Annotated in this window: 14 protein-coding genes and 1 pseudogene; 5 read left to right on the top strand and 10 right to left on the bottom strand. The window is 42.4% G+C overall.

Annotation, left to right across the window (positions count from 1 at the left end; translation table 11 throughout):
• Positions 1-283 (top strand): annotated as a pseudogene (locus tag VK541_RS12060) (hypothetical protein); the annotation flags it as partial.
• Between the two features lie 220 nt (positions 284-503).
• Here VK541_RS12060 and VK541_RS12055 read toward each other — a convergent pair.
• The 6 genes from VK541_RS12055 to VK541_RS12030 all read right to left on the bottom strand — a co-directional run bounded on the left by VK541_RS12055 (position 504) and on the right by VK541_RS12030 (position 9,338).
• On the bottom strand, positions 504-2,918 hold the full coding sequence (locus VK541_RS12055; protein ID WP_324370374.1) for an outer membrane beta-barrel family protein: 2,415 nt from the start codon (positions 2,916-2,918) through the stop codon (positions 504-506).
• Between the two features lie 94 nt (positions 2,919-3,012).
• On the bottom strand, positions 3,013-4,137 hold the full coding sequence (locus VK541_RS12050; protein WP_324370372.1) for a M56 family metallopeptidase: 1,125 nt from the start codon (positions 4,135-4,137) through the stop codon (positions 3,013-3,015).
• A gap of 4 nt (positions 4,138-4,141) precedes the next feature.
• Complete coding sequence (locus VK541_RS12045) at positions 4,142-4,510, bottom strand: BlaI/MecI/CopY family transcriptional regulator (protein WP_324370370.1); 369 nt, start codon at positions 4,508-4,510, stop codon at positions 4,142-4,144.
• A 172-nt stretch (positions 4,511-4,682) separates the two neighbouring features.
• Positions 4,683-6,629 carry an Ig-like domain-containing protein gene (locus VK541_RS12040; protein ID WP_324370368.1) on the bottom strand — a complete coding sequence of 649 codons (1,947 nt, stop codon included), beginning with the start codon at positions 6,627-6,629 and terminating at the stop codon, positions 4,683-4,685.
• Between the two features lie 161 nt (positions 6,630-6,790).
• Positions 6,791-8,359, bottom strand: coding sequence for an MGH1-like glycoside hydrolase domain-containing protein (locus tag VK541_RS12035; protein WP_324370366.1), 1,569 nt, complete (start codon positions 8,357-8,359; stop codon positions 6,791-6,793).
• 10 nt (positions 8,360-8,369) lie between these two features.
• Entirely contained in the window at positions 8,370-9,338 is a 969-nt protein-coding gene (locus VK541_RS12030) for a hypothetical protein (protein WP_324370364.1), read from the bottom strand.
• Positions 9,339-9,500: 162 nt separating this feature from the next.
• On the opposite strand from VK541_RS12030, the gene VK541_RS12025 reads away from it, so the two are divergent.
• Complete coding sequence (locus VK541_RS12025; protein WP_324370362.1) at positions 9,501-11,918, top strand: outer membrane beta-barrel protein; 2,418 nt, start codon at positions 9,501-9,503, stop codon at positions 11,916-11,918.
• Positions 11,919-11,942: 24 nt separating this feature from the next.
• On the opposite strand, the gene VK541_RS12020 is transcribed toward VK541_RS12025, so the two are convergent.
• Complete coding sequence (locus VK541_RS12020) at positions 11,943-12,104, bottom strand: hypothetical protein (RefSeq protein ID WP_324370360.1); 162 nt, start codon at positions 12,102-12,104, stop codon at positions 11,943-11,945.
• Positions 12,105-12,134: 30 nt separating this feature from the next.
• On the bottom strand, positions 12,135-12,542 hold the full coding sequence (locus tag VK541_RS12015) for a hypothetical protein (RefSeq protein WP_324370358.1): 408 nt from the start codon (positions 12,540-12,542) through the stop codon (positions 12,135-12,137).
• A gap of 360 nt (positions 12,543-12,902) precedes the next feature.
• Between VK541_RS12015 and ubiG the strand changes: the two genes are divergently transcribed.
• Positions 12,903-13,703 carry a bifunctional 2-polyprenyl-6-hydroxyphenol methylase/3-demethylubiquinol 3-O-methyltransferase UbiG gene (ubiG, locus tag VK541_RS12010; RefSeq protein ID WP_324370356.1) on the top strand — a complete coding sequence of 267 codons (801 nt, stop codon included), beginning with the start codon at positions 12,903-12,905 and terminating at the stop codon, positions 13,701-13,703.
• A gap of 7 nt (positions 13,704-13,710) precedes the next feature.
• Here the strand turns inward: ubiG and VK541_RS12005 are convergent, their stop codons facing one another.
• Together VK541_RS12005 and VK541_RS12000 are read right to left on the bottom strand one after the other, a co-directional pair.
• Positions 13,711-15,873 (bottom strand): tetratricopeptide repeat protein, encoded by a 2,163-nt coding sequence (locus VK541_RS12005; RefSeq protein ID WP_324370354.1) that lies wholly within the window; start codon positions 15,871-15,873, stop codon positions 13,711-13,713.
• A gap of 101 nt (positions 15,874-15,974) precedes the next feature.
• The gene (locus VK541_RS12000; RefSeq protein ID WP_324370352.1) at positions 15,975-17,396 is read right to left on the bottom strand and encodes a PQQ-dependent sugar dehydrogenase; all 1,422 of its coding nucleotides are present in this window, start codon (positions 17,394-17,396) and stop codon (positions 15,975-15,977) included.
• A gap of 172 nt (positions 17,397-17,568) precedes the next feature.
• On the opposite strand from VK541_RS12000, the gene VK541_RS11995 reads away from it, so the two are divergent.
• On the top strand, positions 17,569-18,090 hold the full coding sequence (locus VK541_RS11995) for a hypothetical protein (protein ID WP_324370350.1): 522 nt from the start codon (positions 17,569-17,571) through the stop codon (positions 18,088-18,090).
• A 9-nt stretch (positions 18,091-18,099) separates the two neighbouring features.
• On the top strand, positions 18,100-18,355 hold a 256-nt coding region (locus VK541_RS11990), incomplete at its 3' end, for a hypothetical protein (RefSeq protein WP_324370348.1).

Here is an 18,355-nt window from a genome sequence, read left to right as displayed (position 1 = left end):
CGAAGCAGCCAGGTATATGAATTTAACTAAAACCGAAAAGAATATGATAAGCGCTAAAACTAAACAAAGATGGGACTATTACAGTGTCCTGGAAACAGCAAAGGAGATGGGCGAAGAAAAAGGAAGGGCTATTGGTGAGGCCCTAGGCGAAGCGAGAGGTCAAGTCAAGGGTATTCATGAAAAAGCAGTAACCGTGGCCATTAAATTAAAGGCCGAAGGATTCAATGCAGAAAAAATAGCAGAATTGACAGAACTTACCGTTACTGAGATAGAAAATCTATAAAAGTTTGAAAACAAGCAGAAAGTCTCTGTTCTTACGCCCATCGCCGCTGCGTTGATTGGCTTCAGGCAAGGTGAATTGACCAAATGGAAAGTTCGTTGCTTATGAAATTTGTCAGAAATCAGCGTCAATGATAAATAAAATTTGCCGTTTTCAGGCCAAATGTATTTAGAACGCTACAATTTCAATCTGCATGACGAACTACTATAGGAGTCTGTAAGAATTAATTTTCGTTTAAAGTACTTCGTTTCCTTTCATCTTCTGCGCCATTACTCTTTTTAGTATTTTTTATTGTTCCCCCAAAATTATAACTGAAGTTCAATTTCACCATTCTGGTTTCAAACCGGTTGCGCCACAATTGCTGTACAGCTCCACTGTTTTGTTGGTAGTAATTCCGGTATGATTTAAATAGATCAACAACGCTCAGTTGCGCGGAAGCACGTTTATTTAAAAACTGCTGCCTGACACCCGCAGTTAAATAGGCGAAGGCTTGGTTGGTAATCGTACGGTCCATATTTTTGCCATTGTAACCGAAGAGAAACATCAAAGAAAAGTTCCTACTGAGCGAGAAACTATTGAATGAAGTTGCCGAAATACTGGGAATGCCATCGCTCTGTAGTAAAATGCCATTAAATTCACCTTTAAAAGATCGTTTCGATAAAATAGCATTCGTACTCGTATACCACCGTGGCAGCACTTGTTTGCCGTATATGCCCTGCAGTGTGAAATAATCGCTATAATTGGCATTGCCAGGCAATGTAGAAATGATACCGTCATTTAGCGGAACAGAGAGACTGGTAAAATCATCAACACTATGACTGTAAGTAAGACCGAAGAGCAATGCATTTTTATAGCCATACCACGTGTCGGCGTTATAGGCAATTACAGGTTGAAGTGCTGGATTTCCCTGTTGTAAATTGTTACTGCTAATGATGCGTACCAGCGGGTTTAAACTCTCATAACCCGGACGTTCTATTCTTTTGTTGAGCCCTAATGTGAGGTTGTGGTTTTTACTAAGTTTATAATCAAAATGTAGTGATGGAAATGGTTGGAAGTAGTTCCTCGTAAAACGGTTTGTTCCAAATTGCTGCTCACCTTGGCCATGCGTATATTCGCCTCTTATGCCTAACTGATACGAGAACTTTTTGCCAGTACGACCATAAGTTAAATAGAGCGCGGAGATACTTTCTTTATAAGCGAATAGATCGGTTTGCTGACTAGCCATATCCTGATAAAAATTAGAATTTCCAGAATTGACATAACTTGTTTTCGTGCCCATTTCTAATTGGTGGTCATTTTTTAATGGATGAGTATAATCCATTTTGAATGCATATACATCAAAAACACGGTCCTGTGCGACCACACTTGGCAGATCTGAAATGGGATTGAACGTGAGGGCTCGATTATCTTGATCGTTATAGTTTCCATTACGGTAATAATCTAAATCGACAGTTAGTTCTCGTCCTGCAGTATCAAATTTATGTTGCAGGCGCAATCCTGAAGAGAAATTGGTGGCACAAATACCAACCAGATTGATAAACCGGGATTGCGCAATGACATTTCCTGCCTGATCAGCATTATAAATATTAGCAACGCCATTACGGTTAAAGGTTTGAAATCTAGGTTTAACTGAAGCAGACAAGGTAGTGCCTTTAGAAAGGTAGAAGTCTACACCCAGGTTAGGTGTATAATTGGAATTGGTTCTGGTGCTTTGAATATCAGAGACAGATTGGCCGATTGTTGTTCTGTTGGCATCAAGGAAGGTGGAAGCAATGTAAATGTTGTAAAAATAATCATTGTAATTGTAGTCCAGGTTTAATAGTAAATTATAAACTTCTCCTTTGTAATTTAGGTTCATGCCGCCATTCGCTTTTCCAAATGTCCCTTTCCCACCGCCAGCATAGATATTGCCGTTCAATCCGGCTTTATAATTGCGTTTGCGGATGATATTAATGATGGCACCATTTCCGGCAGCATCGTATTTGGCAGATGGTTGAGCAATGAGTTCTACTTTTTGAATGGCCGATGAAGACATACCTTTTAACAAGCCGGTCAATGCTTCGCCAGAAAGGGTGGTGGCTTTTCCATCGATATAAATCTGGACTGATTTCCCATTTAAGCTAATCCGGTCATCTGGTGTCACGGCTACACCGGGAAATTGGTTCATTACCTCCATTATTGACGCACCCGAGCCCATTCCATTCAGGTTAACGATAAGTTTATCAGCCCTTCTTTCTACGAATGGAAGGGGTGCAGAAATGTTTACGGCGGCCAGTTGTCTCGCAACCGGTTTAAGCCGGATAACGCCGAGTGATTCAGTCCGGGCAGTAGCAATATCGAAAACTTTCGAATAAACTGCGGCGTACCCCATCATCTTCAGCTCGATCAAATATTTGCCCGCAGGAATTTCGAATGCAAAGTGTCCCTTGTCATCAGCAAACACAACTTTAACAGTGCTGGAATCCCGGCTATTTTTTAAAGTCGCCTGTGCAAATGGAAGCGCAGCGCTATTTTCATCCACTACTTCACCGGTAACTTTGCCATGTTTTTGCTGGGCATCAACAGCTATCGTGCTGAAGAGTAAAGCGAAACCTAAACAGGAATAAAATCGGGCGGATTTGAGAATTGAAGCAAGCATAATGTTTGGATAAATTTGAACAACCCAAACATATAACTAATTACTTAGTCATACAACTAATAAATTAGATATAACAACTAAATACTTAAATGTATCACCTATTTATCTGATAATCAGATTGAAAATTTATGCCAATTTGATAAGCTGAGCGTACTTTTTTTCCATTCTGCAAGGCTGGTTCCCACTTCGGACTCAATTTAATGACCCTTAATGCTTCTTTATCGCTTGCTTCATCCAAACTATTTTGGACCTTTTCATTGGTAACTTCTCCATTGGTCTCTACAGTGAAACTCACCTGCACCTTCCCGTCTTTATTGGAAACTTTTCTAGCGGTTTTAATCAAATACTTACTGAAGGCTTCAAATCCGCCTGGGAAACTCGCTGCCTGATCAATTTTGTTCGTGCCGCCACTAATAAAATCTGAAGCACTGAATGAGCACATGACCGCCATCAAACCGATCAATGGCATACACAAGGCGTATTTCCACAAGCGATAGGTATTAGATTTTTTGCGTTGCAGCATCCTGATCCTGACTTCCAGTAATGACGGATTGTAAAAGGTATTCGTCAAAGCTGATCCGGCTTTAAAATTCTGTAAAAAGAGGACCATCGCATATTGTTTCTTGCTTCCTGTAAAGTTCGCAGCATGTTCATCAGCTAGGTATTCGTGGATAACCTTTAAACTGCTACGGTAACAATAAATTAGCGGATTGAACCAAAAGAAAACCCTAACCAGTTCAATCAATATTACATCTAGTGTATGAAGCTGTTTTACATGTACGTTTTCATGGGCATCAATCGCGACAAAATCAGCAAGCCCCTGGTCGATTACTTTTGTCCTCCAAAACGAAAAGGCGCTTCCCTTTTCCGGTAATTTCATTTGTTTTTTTACACCCGAAAGTTTCATCAGTAACAAAGCTGCAGTAAACATTACACCAATCCAGTAGATGACAGGTAACCAGTTGAATTCCTGTTCGGTTACAATCGCCAGTTTTCCACTACCAATGACTGATAATGTCGAATTTATCAATTCTGTTTTTGGCAGTGCAATTAAGGTGGAAAAATCTATCAAAGGAAGCACCATCGACACACATAGTGCGGATAGCAAGTAAATTCTATTCCACTGAAAAAAAGTTTCGCGTTTGAGCAGCACCATGTAAAACAGGTAAAATATCGTCAGCGAAATGCTCGACCAGAAAAAGTAAAGCTGAGTTTCCATCGGTTTAGTCTTTAATTTTATCAATCATTTTTAGCAATTCTTCCGCATCTTTTAAGTCGATTTTCTTTTCACGAACGAAAAAAGAAAACATATCCTGCACGGAATTCGAAAAATAGTTACCCAGAAGCTTATCCGCTTCGTAACGCATATATTCTTCTTTTGTAATAAGCGGATAATAACGATGGGTTTTGCCAAAAGCTTCATAACTAATGACGCCCTTATTTTCTAATATTCTGATAATGGTAGAAACGGTACTATACGCGGGTTTGGGCTCAGGTAGCTCATTGATGATTTCCTTGACAAATGCTTTATTTAATTTCCAAAGCACCTGCATCAACTGACTCTCTACCTTGGTTAAATCTTTTATATCCATCAACTATTTTTATGACCAATATCAGCTAAAAAATTAGTTGTTGCAACTAAAGAATTATTTTACTTGATTAATTATAAGGCCGACTCCTTCCTATGTTGATGCGTGATCACCGCCAATAAGCTCTTCGTGCGCAGGTAAAATAGAAAGCTTTAACGTTTTAGAGTATGTGAAGTTAGAAAGAAACTTCTGCTGAACGCTTGTTACATTGATTCATCACCTGAACCTTCCACGAAAAACGCGAGTAATAATAATCGAAGGCTTCCCTGGCACTTTTACCAGGAATACAGTTACCGGTGTAGCTCATTCTAAATTCCAGAACACCCTCTCTTAATGTTCCCGAAAAAAGTTTCACATAGTAGGAATTCGCTGCCACACTAAAATCCGGACTATCTCCAAACGAATCCCTGATTAATAAACGCGCGGGATAACAGTTCTGTTTGAGATCACATGTACCGGACCCGCCGCCCACCATCAAATCGGAACCTGCTGAGGTAAATGAAACATAAATTCCGTATTCACCCGCAGCGTTACACTTGAATGAAATGTCATTGATAACCGGGGCAAGCGACTGGGAACAAGGCATAACCGCTTTGAAGCCAACTGTCGAATTGGGAATAGCCGAACCATCTTTACTTTTGGCTGTCGCCTCAATTTCCTGTTCACCCGATCCACCCAGCGTCCAGCTTGCTTCTGCCAGTCCCGATGCGTTCGTTTCCGTATCCGAGGCAATGAAGCCATTGCCACTTTTAACAGACCAACTCACCGGCCATTTGTTTACAGGATTTCCTTCGCTGTCGACTATTTTTATAACCAATGGATTCTTGATCTTTTTACCATACTCACCATCCTGGTTTTGTCCAGAATAAATAGAAATAACAGGAACTATCCATTTTAAACTGACTTCAAACGTGTTTTTTCCGGGTTGGTTTTTAAAACCGTATTCCCCTGTTAACTTCGACGTAGATTCCAGTTCCGGAATGTCAGCAATATTGATCAGGAAGGTAGCATTGCCATCTACTTTGCTGGTATACTCAATTTCATCATAAACTATAGTGTTTCCTTTCTTAAGTGTGACCGTAGTCAGCCCACTATATAATTTGTGAGGCATATCAGTGTTTGGATCCGTAAGACTGAGGACAACCTTTACATATTTGTCCACCCCTTCCTGATAAACCAGATCGGAATTTGCTTCTGAAAGCTTAAGCAGACCCTTAATTTGATTGTCAGCCTCAAATTTTTTCAATAACTTTTGTAACCATACCATTTGATCAAATGTACCCATGGTCGGCATGAGCTGATTGATGGCCGACTTCATTTTGGAAAATATAGAGGTAAATGACTCGCCGCTATTTTTAAGATCGGTAAATTTGGCCACTATGTCATCTGTCTTTGGCAAGTCTTTAACCTTCCCGTCCAGTACAAGCCAGGGTTCGTTGATCGGATGAGTGCCATTGCATTGTATGTGCTGCAGAGAGTTATAGAGAAACTTATCCTGATCGCTCTCATTCTCAGGCGCTGGTGTACCACAATCTTTCGTCCAGGTGTTTACCGAACTGGTTGCTGCGGCACTTGTTTTTGCACTGCCTGAACTTTTTACAGCGGATGTCTTTACAGGGATATTATCCTTATAGGTCACTGCAGCAAGCAATTCGCTGGTACCATTCACCCAATCATAATTCAGCAATGAAATCTCTTTCATGGTTGCACTAAATAAAGTAGTTTTTGCAACCAATTGGTCTTTTACGCCATTTCGTATGTGATAGGATATTGTAGAGGCATTGTCGTCGCCATATTCTGTTACAAAATATTTCCCCGCTCCCTTCGACACCATCACGGTATGCAGCCGGGTTATTTTCGCTTCCGCATTCGAACTTCCGAAATAGAATACTGAATCACCATTATATGCCAGTTTCGCAATCAATTGTGTGGCCTGACCGGGTAAAAATGATTTTGAAATAAAGAAGTTTCCCGCACCCGGCAGAATCCCGTTGTTGTGTTTTGCGGCAGTGTTGTCTTCTTCCTGCGCTTTTTGTTCTATATTTTCTTTGTTCTTTTTGCAGGCAAAGAAAATAGTGGCTACAGCAATAAAGATAAATAATATTGTTTTAGTGAGATTCATGATCCTGATGTTTTCAGCTAAAATAATCTCAAGATCCAGATCGTACAATACCTCTTTATGGGTATTTATTAATATAGATCAAAGCGCTGATGTTCATCGCTGTAGTAAAGATAACTTACTTAATGATCTTGTATAGCAGGATAATCCCAATGAAACTTGTATTATAAATTAACCACCACTTTTTTAAGTACGCTGGAAGATGCCTGCTTTTCCCCATTGACCCAAACCATAAAGCCTTTTCCTTTTTTATACCTCGTTCCAAACCTATCATACAAAACGGTGATCTCTTTTCCATGGTATGATATTTTATCCAGGCAGAAATAATCCCATTTACCTTCCGGTAAAAGTGGGTTTATAACCAGCTGCTTGCCTTCCGAGGGCCGCAGTCCGATCAATCCCGAAATGATCAGATCACAGAATGTGGAATGGTTATAATCCTTCCCGCGCTCCACACCCCCCTTGTCTTTAGCCCAGGTACCATTTGCCCAGGTCTTTAGCCGCGTACGCGAAATCCAGTCGCCGGTAAGTGGGTTAAGATTTTCATCTATCCAGGGCACAAGCTTCCCATCCTCAGTCTTCAATTGCTGGCTGACTGCATACGTCTTTAACAACTCATAATAATCATTGCGACCAACGACACGCTGGCTGTAATTATTCAGCAAATTAGCCATGGCAGTTAACGTGATTGAAGTTGAGTATGGCCAGCTTGGTCCATTCCACTGACATTCATGCCCCTCGTAAGACAATTTAAATCCCGGATGGTTACGAGCAACACTTGCAGGGCCATAAGGGGCTTTAAAATAGTTACTATCGATAAGGTACTGCCATGCCCGGGAATACCCGGCATCAGGCATATTAAAGTACCAGGGGGTATAACCCAGAAGTTCCCTCGCATCGCAAAGAACCGAGCCCGGCTGTTTGGATTTCACTTTAAAAAAATTCGCACTGTTGTCCCAAAGCTCTCCCTGCACCTTGCTTTTGAGCTGTTCTGCTTTTTGCCTGTAAATATTTGAAACAGCGCTTTGTCCCCTTTTGCCCGCGATTTTGCTGATGGCGACTGCATCACCATACATATACGAATTGATGGTAGGCCTGTATCCGCTTCCGCAAACAGAAACCTCCATTCCATCCCGGTCGTCCACCTGCCAGAATAAACCATTGGCATCCAATTTTTCTTTTTCCCAGCTGGAATAGTTGCTGATGAGATCCGGTAATAACTGCCCCGCATTTGCCGGATCACCGCTGACAAGGTATTGTTTGTAAATGGCATCGGCTGCCCAAAAACTATACAGCCTGGGGTTGCCTCCTCCTTTAAACCAAAATTGTGCATAATCGTTTAGGTAAGCATGGTCACGCAGCCAGCGGCCTTCATAGAAATGTAAGGCAGCAGGGCAACTGATCGTATTGTATTTGCCGGACCAGGGTACATCCGGCAGAAATTCAGTGATCACATAACCTTCAGGCGTTTTTTTGATGTGTTTTCTATACGTCCACCACCTAAAGTAATACGTTCGCTCTATGTCCTTATCCGGGCAGTCCAAAAGCGGGATATTGGCAGACATAAATGCCCAGCTCTCGTTATTACCAATAAAATTGTGATAATATTCCTCATCCCCCTGATTAAAGCCCTCGACATAATGCTTAAAGTCATTGGTTTTTAAGACCTGCTGCGCCAGTAAAGGGCTCCTAAAACCGAATATAAGGGCAAAAAATAAGAGGTACCTGATCATGAACTAGCTTTTATTTGTTAAATCCCAGGTCCTTACCTTTATGCAGGACAACCCCGATTTGTTCCTTCCCATCTTTCCTTCCGTTATACCACAAGAGCCATTGTTTCCCGTCGTAAATGGCATAAGGCTTGTAAACCGCACTGGAATCCCATCCATTACCTGGCCTGATGATGGGATTTTGCGGATGCCTTTCCCAATTGTGTATGCCGTCCGGAGACCTTGCGATGCCGATCTGGGCATAATCAACATCCCGAAATCCGATATAAAACATCAGGTAATGATCTTTTTCTTTAATGACCTGGCAGGCCGTAACCTTTGCCTGTTCCCATTTATTCAAAGGATCATGACTGAAGATGGGATCTTTTGCTATTTTTTTCCAGTTGATCCCATCGGTGCTGGTTGCATAGCCAATTGCATCCGGTTCATATTGCTCTCCGCCAGAATACCACATTTTGTATATTCTGGCTTTTTGATCCCAGATCACACTGGGGCACATTACCGATGTTTTCTCCCAGGCCAGCTCTGCCGAAAGTACCGGTGTCTTGCTTCTGTGTGTCCAGGTTTTTCCATCAGGACTGGTTGCGTAACCAATCCATGATTTTCCCTCTGCCTGTCCGGTATACCACATGTGATAAACATTACCCTTTTTGATCACGCAGGGACGGTTCAAGTCTGATTCCCATTGATTGTCCGGATTTGGGCCAAGGACTGGTACCGGATCAGTCCATTTCAGACCATTTTCACTGGTAGACAATGCAATGCTTTTTTTTGGTCTCCAGGAACTCCACATGCTATAACCATTGGTTTCAGAAAGAACGCTGATGTCAAATATGGTCCCAAAGTCGCCGCCCAGTACTGGATTTTTATCGTATTTAATCCAGCCAGATACAGTCTCCCGTGTTGAAATGGCAGATTGTGCCACGACAGAGGTGCTGAACAACACCAAAAGGAGAAACAGATAAAAACGTTGATAATGCATACTACAAGGTAGTAAAAAGGGTTGCAAAACCAATAGGCATTCATTTGCTGTATACAGGAAACTTTGGCTATGGTAATATGCAATACATAGTACATGGTTTAATTACCATCCTTGTGTAACATATTACTATATGGTGGCGTCAAATCACCAAATAGTATCCTTATGAAACAGAAAATTATACTCACTTTCATTACTTGTCTCACAGGTTTTTATACCGCGGTTGCACAGATCACTCCAGGAACATATAGTGTTAAAGGTTATCTGATCGACTCTGCGTCACAGAAGCCGATAGAATTTATCACTGTGTCGTTGAAAAATGCAGATCAAAAGACAATAAAAACACAGCATAGCAAAACAGATGGCGGTTTCCTGATGGACAAATTACCGGCTGGAAAATTCAAAGTAACGTTCGTATCCGTCGGCTATGTGATGAAATCCATGGAAATCTCTCTGGATAAGGAAACTCAATTGCTCGACCTGGGAAGGATCGCCATTGGTGCCTCTAATACACAACTTAAGTCTGTGGCGGTCATGGCGGCGCGCCAGGTCATTAAACAGGAAGCTGACCGTCTTATTTACGACCTGCAGGCAGATCCTGACAGCAAATCTAACAGCGTGCTGGAAATGATGCGTAAGGTCCCCTTGCTAACTGTCGATGCCGACGACAACATCAAATTGAGCGGAAATTCGGCATACCGGATTTTTATTAATGGAAAACCGTCAAGTATGATGGAACGTAATCCTAAAGATGTGCTAAAGAGCATGCCGGCCTCTACGATCCAAAAGATCGAAGTGATCACTACCCCATCCTCCAAATATGATGCTGAAGGGTTAGCGGGGATCATCAATATCATTACCAATAAAGCAGTAGATAATGGATATAATGGCAACATCAACCTGAATGAGCGCTTCCCTTTGGGTGGCCCCTCTATTGGCGGCTCTTTTACTAATAAATCGGGTAAATTTGGTTTGTCTGCATTTGGTGGCGCCAGCCTCGCCAATACGCCGCCGACAGGGATCACCATATATCGTGTCAGTAGTGATGCCGTGCCTTCTGAGCTTTTCCAGACTGCCGATCGGGAAAGCGACAATAAAACTGCCTACATGGGTACAGAATTGAGTTATGAGATTGATTCGCTGAATTTGATCTCCGGACAATTTAACCTGAATGGCAGTAATGGAAGCGGGGAATTCTTCCAGAACTCAATACTGCGAAACAGCACTGTCATCTTACAGCAGTACGATTTGCTGACTGATGAAGGCAACTCAGGCACAGGTGCGGATGCAGCTTTGAACTATCAATTAGGCTTTCACCGGGACAAGAACCAGTTGTTGACGGCCTCATACCGTTATTACGGTTTCGTAAACGATCAGAACACTGGCCAGCTCTTTACAAACCGCACAAATTACAGCCTGCCCGACTTCCGGCAGGTCAATGAAAGTGTCATGAGTGAACATACAGCACAGCTGGATTTTGTATACCCAGTAAAAACACTCAGTATTGAAGCTGGTGTAAAGGGGATTTTCCGTACCAATGAAAGCGATTTTAAATACTTTTCCCGGGATATGAATGACAGTTACATCATCGACCCATCTAAAACCAACACCTTTAACAACAGCCAATCCATCCTGGCGGCTTATAATTCCTACCAGTACAACCTGAAAAACTGGTCTGTCAAAGCAGGTGTCCGTTTCGAAAACACAGTAGTTGATGCCGACTTCGTAACTACTGCATCCCAGGTTAAACAGGATTATTTTAGTATCGTGCCTTCAATCGCTATCAGCCGTCGCTTTAAAGCCAGCGGGATCAGCTTTGGCTGGAATCAGCGCATTCAGCGTCCTGGCATTAACCAGCTGAACCCTTTTGTAGACCGTTCAAACCCAATATTTGAAACGACTGGTAACCCTGACCTGCGCCCTACCAAGGGTAACCAGTTTCGGCTTGGTTACGACTGGAATAAAAAGGGTAACCTGAATGTAAGCCTGAGATACAACTGGATCCGCGGGCTTATCTTCCAGGTGTCCAATTATGATGCGACGACAGGAATCACAAGGACGCGGTTTGAAAACACCGGTGGCGCAAAGGCACTCGGAGGCAACGTGAATTTCAGCTACCCGCTGAGCCAGATTTGGAACCTCAGCGTCAACGGAAGTCTGATGCATGGCTGGGCCGACGGGATCAGTAATGGCAAGCCTATCAAAAATCACGGTTTTATGTTTTATTGTAATATGACATCAGGGCTGCGCCTGAATAAAGACTGGCGGGTAAGCGGCAGCTTCTATCTGAACGGTGGAGAGCTGACTGTACAGCAACAATCAAATGCTTTTGTCAGCACAGCATTTAACGTAAATAAAGACATCATCAAGGATAAACTCAGTTTTTCTGCTTTCACCAACAATCCTTTCATCCGGTACCGGATGAATGTCACAAAATCTTTTGGGCCAAATTTCAATCAGGAGAACAACAGCCAGCAGAACTTCCGCACGATGGGTGCCAGCCTTAGCTATCGGTTTGGGAAATTGAAAGAATCCATTAAAAAGAGTAAACGCAGTATCAGCAATGACGATGTGAATAATTAAGGCACCAATGTATCGGTAAGTGAGCTACCTCATTAGTGAAGCGCCGCTATAGAGCATCACTACCGCTATGCTGGTAAAAATGGCAAATAACAAGCCTGTATCAAATGCTTTCCCCGCAGGGTTATTGGATTCGCAGATAACCTCGTGCAGGCGAAACTGCCAGTCTTTAGACGCTGATGGTGCCATATATCTTATGGTTTAGCAAGTTAGAAAATTTCACTGGTTAAATGGATACCGCTTGAGATTCACATTTCCCATTGCGCTCTTTTCATACAAAGCGATGCATCCTGCATTGAAAGCCGGATCAAAATTTATCTTCCCGGGGCCCGGCTTAAGTGGATGCTTTGCGCCTTCCATAAAATAATAGACCTTGGTATTGCCGCCTTTGTGATGTGGTTTGTAATTGCCATAGATCTCCAGGTCAGCCCAAAGTGTATCCTTTACTGTCACAATGAAGACGTACTGAACAGGCCCGGTATTATTTTCATTTCGATACATAGCAACTTCAGTAATCCCTGCTTTAAGGTCATTGGCTGATGGCTGAAAGAATGCACTCTTGAGCATCAAACCCAGGAGAACTACTGTGACAACAATTAATATTATTGTGGTTTTTCTGTTTTTCATATTTTTATTCAATCTCCCATTTCTATTAACCTGGCATCAGTCAGCGATAACTTGCTGGGCGTAGCAGCTAATCGTCATCAAGCAAAGCGTAAAGAGCAGAAAATATTCGGAATTGAATATAGCAAAATGATAGTTGTATTTGGTTTGGTAACTGGATTTAAATATTTCGTATATTGGATAAACCAAATAACCTGTCATGCACCACCCCTATGTTAGTGATTTAAGCCATTTTAATGGATTAAACACAAATCCAGTTTTAGTATATGTCTTCAAGAACAGCTTATTTGCGGAGTGGCCAGTATGCCCACCCTCTTTTTGATATCTTCAGAATAGACACTCAACTATAAATAAAAACTAAAAATGGAAAAAATCTCAGCGGAAGTCTATGGAAAAATAGACAACGATCTTTACAATGCAGATGGTGATATCTGGTGGAAACCCGACTCTGTACTGAACCTTTTAAAAACCGGCGTTAACCCATGTCGCGTCGGTTATTTCAAGAAAGTGCTTACCAGGTTAAATATAGACCCAGTGGGCAGGACGGCTTTGGAAGTTGGATCAGGAGGAGGAATCCTTACCGAAGAAATAAGCAAATTAGGCTTTGAAACAACAGGCGTAGAACCTTCTGAGAACTCAATGAATACTGCCATAAATCATGCTAAACAAAGCGGCTTAAATATAAAATACGAACAGGGGTTTGCAGAAAATTTACCTTACCCCGATCAATCCTTCGATTGTGTGGTATGCTGTGATGTACTGGAGCATGTTATGGATTTACCTAGGGTCATTTCAGAAATATCAAGGGTACTAAAACCCAACGGACTATTCTTTTATGATACGTTAAACCGGACTTTTGTCAGCAAACTGGTAGCCATTAAAATTTGGCAGGAATGGAAACGCTGGGCTTTTATGCCTCAAAACCTGCACAACTGGGATATGTTCATTAAACCAGAAGAGTTAAAAACCTTACTGGCCAAAAACAACCTGGATTGGAAAGAGCACAGAGGTTCGTCTCCAAGTGTTCCAATTCCGACAATGTTAGGTTATTTGCGAAAAAGAGCAAAAGGGACATGGACGTATGCTGAACTTGGAGAGAAATTTCTGCTGGTAGAAAGCAACGATATGAATATCTTGTATATGGGTTATGCAGTGAAGAAATAGCTCCTCATCAACGCATAATAAATACAAATTCACCGCCTTCATCACCAACACCTTTTATGGCTGCGTATTGGGGAAATGTCTCCGTGTTGTTAATAATCGCCTTATAAAAATTATTAAAGAGATCTTTGGCGGTCAGGTATTTCACCTTGTTTTCTTTTAGGTTTTTATTGAGGTAATAGATGAACTTACTGTTGTCAGGCACAGGCTCCATGTTGCCGCTGGCCATAATTTTACGGCTGGGATAAGTATACTGAACTTGTATTTCTTTGGGCGCATCGTTGCTGATAGACCTGGTAAAAGCCCCGCTGAAACAGGCATCAGCGATGACGAGAATGTGTTTGGAATTACTCCGTTTCAAGGCTTTGTTGATGTCATCGGAAGAAATGTAGGTAGAGCTCACCCCCTTCTTAGCTGAGGCAGGTATCCAGTAACCGTCGACATCACCAAATTTGTCCTTTTCGGCGATACCATGCCCTGCGTAAAAAATTAACAGGTTATCATTGTTATCCAGGGAATTCGCTTTCTGAATAATGGCCTGCATGATTTCTTCACGCGTTTTGTTATATACGGTCTGAATATTATTGGTTTCAAACGTATAGTTACTCTGCAATATCTGTTTTAGTGATTCTGCATCCCTGGTTGGGTTTTGCAGGTCATCTATGGCTGGGTCCTGGTAGTCATTTGCTGCGATCAGGATGGCGTGAAAGACAGGCGGCTTGTTTACGTCTACAGGAATGATCGCAATTTCCTCTTTTTTCCCGGTAACTGACGGCACGGAGGCATTGAGCTGAAACGTCCTGGTCCCGGTGTTGTTATTTTTGTCTGTGGCAATCACAGTGATGGTATTTTGACCTTCCTTTAATGCTATGGTGGTCAAAAACAGGCCATCTTCTTCTACTTTCTGGACTTGCGCGCCATTTACGGTAATGCTTTTTATTCCTGATTCGTCCTTTGCCCTGCCTACTATCTCAATTTTGGATTCATTCTTTACGATTTGCAAGCCCCGGGCAATTTGCGGACTGATCAGTTCAATTACCGGCTGGGTATTGTCCTTCTGCTTTGCAACTCCCTGCTTCTGGGCAAGGCGTTTAAGTGCTTCGCTGACATCGGGCTGATCTGGGTTGATCACTGTTGCCTGGTTATAAGCATCGAGTGCTTCACCATCACGGTTCAGCTTTTCTAATACATAACCTTTTAAGGCAAGTACATCGGCATATCCGGATTTATTTGCTGTTTTAATTTCAGAACCATATTCTTTTAGGGACTGATCGAGGCTGCTAAGGGCTTCCTGGTACTGTCCGGCGGGAATGTGTTCGGTAGCTGCCCTGAGGTAGTGGATAAAAAACTTCCAGTCGTCATTGGTGATGTAAGAAGTGAATCCTTTTGCCTGGTAGTCTTTATAAACTGCCCTTGCCTCGCTAAACTGACCCATTCTGATCAAAGATGGCATCATATTGATGTATGCTCTTGATTCTTTCGGTTCAAGACCGATCAGTGTTTTATAGTCGGTTACTGAACGTTCATACTGGCCTGTCCTTGCAAATGCCCAGCCTCTGTTGTTGAGCGAACTGATGTCTTTTGGATTCAGTTCCAGGGCAGTATTCAGGTCATTTATCGCCTTTTGGTATTCGGCGATATTTACGTAAACCGACCCCCTCTTGGCCCATTGTACAGAGTTTTTAGCATCGAGCGTTACGAGCGTACTTAAATCCTCCAGGGCTTTTATTTTATCGCCAGAGTTGTTGTAGGATGCTGCCCGGTTGGTCAGGGCCATTTGATTTTTGGGGTCAAGCTGCAACGCTTTGTTGTTGTCTTCAATGGATTTGTCGTATGCCTTCTCGCTAAAATAGGCATACCCTCTGCCTGTTAATGCGGTGAGGTTTTGAGGCTCCAGCCGTAGTGCTTCTGTATAATCCGCGATTGCGCGGGCCCTGTCCTTCTTTAAATTAAAGGTGCGCGCCCTGGTGATGTACAAATATGCCAGAGCAGGGTTCAGTTTAATGGCTTCATTGACAGCGGCCAAAGCCTCGTCATATTTACCTGTAGCGTTATATCCCACGGCACTTGAATTTAGAGCCGATGCTGTGTTACTTTGACCTATAGCTACAAACGGAAAGAGGAAAAAAAGAACTGCGGTAATCTTTATGGTAGCGTTAAATATTCTGAGCATAATTTTGAAACACTTTTCAACTAATTTATTCAAAATACTTCATCAATCTAGCGTATTTCAATAAAAATATTAAAAGAGATGAATGCAATTGAAGATTGGATTTACCTCTTCGGCGTAATGCGGATCACCATATCCGGCTTGTTCAGCAACACATAAACTGCACCGTCCGGTCCTGCCTTGATATCCCTTACACGCCCATAACCTTTGAAGATCATTTCCCTTGAGACAATCTTGTCTTTGTCTATGACAAGTCTCTGTAGTTCCTCATAGGCCAGTGCGCCCACAAAAAGATTGTTCCTCCATTTAGGAAACAAGGGGCTTGTGCAAAATTCTATCGGGCAAACTGCTATAGAAGGAGTCCACTGGGTAACGGGCTGCTCCATGCCTTCCTGATGCGTCTTATCAGAAATTATTGCACCGCTATAATCAATGCCATAGGTGATCACAGGCCATCCGTAATTGGCACCTTTCTTTAATATATTTAATTCATCCCCTCCCCTTGGTCCGTGCTCAGATGTCCAGATTTTTCCGGTAACCGGATGCTGGGTGATACCCTCCACATTACGGTTTCCAATGGAAAATATAGCCGGCAATGCTTTTGGGTCGTTTAAAAAAGGATTGGTTTTAGGCACAGAACCGTCCGTATTGACGCGGAAAATCTTGCCGGTAGGCAAATGTAAATCTTGTGAAGCCATGGCCCTGCCCATATCTCCTATAGAAAAATACAAAAGCCCTTGTTTGTCAAAGAGAAATCTGCAGCCCCAGCGGTCACCACCGCTCACTTTCAAAGAATCTGCTACCTCAAAAAGTGTTTGCTGGGCTGTCCAGTTATGTCCCTTTATCTTACCCCTTACAATCCTGGTCATCCCCTTTGCCGATTTATCTTGGTTGTCGCCATTGGTATGGCTGTAAGCCAGATATACCCAGCCGTTGCTGGCATATTTGGGATCTAAGGCGATGTCCATCAACCCTGCGGTACTGCTCAGCAAATAGGGCTGTGGCAGCCCTTTTATAGGCTCAGGATCTAATTTACCATTGACCAGCCACCTTAACTTGCCGGATTTTTCCGTGATCAAGGCGGTATTTTTATTGACAAATTCAATCCCCCAGGGAGTCTGCAGGTCTTCGGTAACCAGTTTCTCCACATTCAGCGTATAATCTTTGGTAGTTATAGTGGCCGGAAGGACCTTCTTCGCATCTGGTTTCTTTGTCTGGGCAGAGACAATGAAATCTGTCACCGCTTTTATTTCATCGTTTTTTAGAATCTTGCCCCAGCCAATCATTTCTGTTTTTGGAACACCCTCTTTGATGGTCTTAAAAATGTCACTGCTTGAAGATCCATGCACCCAGTTCTTTTTGATTAACGGGGTGGCTGAGTTACCTTCCTGGCTTGAACCGTGACATCCTGCGCAATATTTTTTGTAGATCTGACCGCCCTGTTGTGCATATGACAGCGTAGAACAAAATAACAGGCAGGCTGTCCAAATCAAAGGTAAAGTCTGCTGAGGTTTAGATGAAGACATGAGGAGGGTTTTTAATATTGCTGCAATAAATTTAATATATATTATTTATTCTATTTCCTTCATTTTCACTACAGGTGTCTATCCTTTCTATCTTGCTGAATCTCACCTTATTTTTTTATTTATATTCTTTTGAATTTTCTTATCTTTCCGCATCTAAATCAAATTAACGCTAATGAAACAACTCAGCTTTTCTGTTCTGCTGCTGGCAGTAATTCTCGTAACCAGTTCCTGTAAGAAGGTGGTACAATCTAATTGGTCAGATTCTAAAATCAGCTTTAAAATAGACGGTGTGACGAAAGAAGCCAAGGGAGATCAAAACGTACTGGCTTTTCATATTAAAGAGCAGTCGATGGTACAAATAATTGGCAATATCGGTGGTTCAGGTACACAACAGATCGGGCTTACCATCGCCGATTTTCATGGGGTGGGAGAATACACAGCTGAGGAGGGAGAATTTTTAGGAAGTTACAGTTCACCTGAATTGGGCGAAACTGTAATTGGTATCGAGGGCACAATAAAAATCACTGAATTTACAGAAGGCAAAAGTATAAAAGGCGAATTTCAATTTAAAGGGCAAGGCCTTATCGTTACACCAGATGCGGATATCAACCCGGGGGAAATCAGGATTTTTACTGAAGGAAAATTTGAAGCAAAGGTTTCTGCCTATTCGGGCCCTATTATAGAACCGGGGTAAAATATTATCTTGAAAACGGAGCAAAAAATATATCATACATTACGTATAGCTTCTGCAATGTGCCTTATCGGTCACGGAGCTTTCGGTATCATCACTAAGGCGGTTTGGTGCAACTATTTAGCGGTCTTCGGCATCGGTCAGGACATGGCTTATCATTTGATGCCGATAATCGGATCAGCGGATATCCTGATGGGAGTCAGCCTTTTAATTTATCCGGTCAGGGCTGTTGCTTTATGGCTGGTGGTATGGGGCTTGGCAACAGCAT

It is taken from the genome of Pedobacter sp. (assembly GCF_035317785.1).
In the GTDB taxonomy this organism is placed as follows: Bacteria; Bacteroidota; Bacteroidia; order Sphingobacteriales; family Sphingobacteriaceae; genus Pedobacter.
Note: the sequence above shows the minus strand (reverse complement) of the source record. Positions and strands in the feature narration are given on the sequence as shown.

Coding starts and splice junctions, on each gene's coding strand:
- VK541_RS12055 (WP_324370374.1), bottom strand. CDS start 2,918: ATGCTTGCTTCAATTCTCAAATCCGCCCGATTTTATTCCTGTTTAGGT.
- VK541_RS12050 (WP_324370372.1), bottom strand. CDS start 4,137: ATGGAAACTCAGCTTTACTTTTTCTGGTCGAGCATTTCGCTGACGATA.
- VK541_RS12045 (WP_324370370.1), bottom strand. CDS start 4,510: ATGGATATAAAAGATTTAACCAAGGTAGAGAGTCAGTTGATGCAGGTG.
- VK541_RS12040 (WP_324370368.1), bottom strand. CDS start 6,629: ATGAATCTCACTAAAACAATATTATTTATCTTTATTGCTGTAGCCACT.
- VK541_RS12035 (WP_324370366.1), bottom strand. CDS start 8,359: ATGATCAGGTACCTCTTATTTTTTGCCCTTATATTCGGTTTTAGGAGC.
- VK541_RS12030 (WP_324370364.1), bottom strand. CDS start 9,338: ATGCATTATCAACGTTTTTATCTGTTTCTCCTTTTGGTGTTGTTCAGC.
- VK541_RS12025 (WP_324370362.1), top strand. CDS start 9,501: ATGAAACAGAAAATTATACTCACTTTCATTACTTGTCTCACAGGTTTT.
- VK541_RS12020 (WP_324370360.1), bottom strand. CDS start 12,104: ATGGCACCATCAGCGTCTAAAGACTGGCAGTTTCGCCTGCACGAGGTT.
- VK541_RS12015 (WP_324370358.1), bottom strand. CDS start 12,542: ATGAAAAACAGAAAAACCACAATAATATTAATTGTTGTCACAGTAGTT.
- ubiG (WP_324370356.1), top strand. CDS start 12,903: ATGGAAAAAATCTCAGCGGAAGTCTATGGAAAAATAGACAACGATCTT.
- VK541_RS12005 (WP_324370354.1), bottom strand. CDS start 15,873: ATGCTCAGAATATTTAACGCTACCATAAAGATTACCGCAGTTCTTTTT.
- VK541_RS12000 (WP_324370352.1), bottom strand. CDS start 17,396: ATGTCTTCATCTAAACCTCAGCAGACTTTACCTTTGATTTGGACAGCC.
- VK541_RS11995 (WP_324370350.1), top strand. CDS start 17,569: ATGAAACAACTCAGCTTTTCTGTTCTGCTGCTGGCAGTAATTCTCGTA.